Here is a 1,834-nt window from a genome sequence, read left to right as displayed (position 1 = left end):
GATTACGATTAGTAAGAAATTATTCTCACGTCAATTGAGATTTAAAAATGGAAACAATGAAAACTATATAGATTGGAATACTAAAAAGTTTGGAGAGGTTACAACTCTTGTAAATAAGAGAAATAAAAATAACGAAAAGCTTCCTGTTTATTCTATAAATAACAAATTAGGATTCGTTCCGCAAAGTGAGCAATTCGAGGGAGTTGATAGCGAAGATAGAGGCTACGATATTAAACTATACAAAATAATTGACACGAACACCTTTGCCTATAATCCAGCAAGAATTAATGTGGGGTCTATTGGCTATAGTGAAAACTTAGAGAATATTATTATCAGTTCATTGTATGTTTGTTTTAAAACAGATAACACCGTAAATGACAACTTTCTATATCAATATCTAAAGACAGATTTTTTTAATAGAGAAGTTTTAAGAAATGTTGAAGGAGGAGTAAGAGATTATCTTTTCTACGACAATTTTGCGAGAATTAAATTTGGTTTACCTTGTATTGAAGAGCAAAAAAAGATTGCTGATTACCTTTCATCTATAGATTCAAAAATTGATATTGAAAGCCAACTATTGCATAAATTTGAAAAACAAAAGAGATACTTGTTAGCTAATTTATTTATATAAATAAATTAGCTAACAAGTATTGTTTCTGCTTAAGTAATAGCGTATGAATTTCAAATTCAGTTTTTATTTTATCGTCAATACTTGCTAGAAAATCTGCAACATATGTTTGTTGAATATAATTTGGTAGTTGCATTTCCATAGTCTCAATTTCGGAGATATAATGCCGTTTGTGTTCATTTGATGATAGATTTAAAAATGACAAATACTCAAATATAAATTTTAGGTTCACATTTGGTTTCGCTGTCAGTATTTTAATTGCTGAAGATTTTACTTTGAATGGAAAATTAACAAACTTTATATCCATTGTAAAATCATCGAAAATGATACATTGACCTTTGTCATAAATACCAAATTCTTCATCGGTATATCCTAATATAAAAGCTTTATTTGCAGTTAGAACTGGAATTAGCGAAATATCAGATGAATAATCCGTATTTGTAACCAAATATTTAGTTGGCTGTTCATAGTTTAAAGTATCCTTAACTTGAACATATTCATTTTCGTGATTAAGAATTTGTTCGTATAGTTGATAGCGAAGCGTAATCACATAGGAAATAAAATCCTTAATTAAAGGGCTTTGTCAGAATTTAACAAATAACAAACAATGGGAAAAACAATATTTACGAAATATACTTACTGAACGTAAAGAAACGAATAAAGACAATTTGCCTATTTTTTCTGTTTCGGTTAGTAAAGGTGTTATTAATCAAATAGAATATCTTGGGCGTTCTTTTGCGTCAAAAAATACAACTAATTACAATGTAGTACATTTTGGCGATGTTGTTTATACTAAAAGTCCAACGGGTGAATTTCCGTATGGAATAATAAAACAAAGTTTTATTAGTGAAAATGTTGCAGTTTCTCCACTATATGGAGTTTATGAACCCAAAAATGTATGTATTGGAAATATTCTTCACTATTATTTCAATAGTCCGATCAATGCTAATAACTACCTGCATAGTCTAGTGCAGAAAGGTGCAAAAAATACTATAAATATTACCAACCAAAGATTTTTAGATAATACGATTTTTTTACCAACCGATGAAAAAGAAGTAGAAAATATTGCATCATTGTTAAATAATATTGATCAAAAAATCCAAACCGAAGAAGCAATTTTAACACAGTTTGAAAATCAAAAAAAATACCTTCTGAATCAAATGTTTGTATAGATTTTTATACAAACATTTGTTGAAATAAAAACGT

3 protein-coding genes are annotated in these 1,834 nt (G+C 28.1%); 2 read left to right on the top strand and 1 reads right to left on the bottom strand.

The annotated features are described in order from the left end of the window. Nucleotides 1-631, top strand: a 631-nt coding sequence (locus tag ACFSAH_RS07845) for a restriction endonuclease subunit S (RefSeq protein ID WP_379662163.1), incomplete at its 5' end; no start/stop codon positions are given. Here the strand turns inward: ACFSAH_RS07845 and ACFSAH_RS07840 are convergent. Next, nucleotides 624-1,178: a restriction endonuclease subunit S gene (locus tag ACFSAH_RS07840; protein ID WP_379662162.1), complete on the bottom strand. Its 555-nt coding sequence runs from the start codon at nucleotides 1,176-1,178 to the stop codon at nucleotides 624-626. The two genes, ACFSAH_RS07845 and ACFSAH_RS07840, sit on opposite strands and share 8 nt — an antisense overlap. A gap of 118 nt (nucleotides 1,179-1,296) precedes the next feature. Here ACFSAH_RS07840 and ACFSAH_RS07835 point away from each other — a divergent pair, with 118 nt between their 5' ends. Then, nucleotides 1,297-1,800 carry a restriction endonuclease subunit S domain-containing protein gene (locus ACFSAH_RS07835; protein WP_068943169.1) on the top strand — a complete coding sequence of 168 codons (504 nt, stop codon included), beginning with the start codon at nucleotides 1,297-1,299 and terminating at the stop codon, nucleotides 1,798-1,800. The last annotated feature ends 34 nt before the right edge of the window (nucleotides 1,801-1,834 follow it).

The sequence above is a fragment of the Pseudopedobacter beijingensis genome, assembly GCF_042678145.1.
GTDB classification, from domain to species: domain Bacteria; phylum Bacteroidota; class Bacteroidia; order Sphingobacteriales; family Sphingobacteriaceae; genus Pseudopedobacter; species Pseudopedobacter beijingensis.
This window is presented reverse-complemented; position numbering and strand designations above follow the sequence as displayed.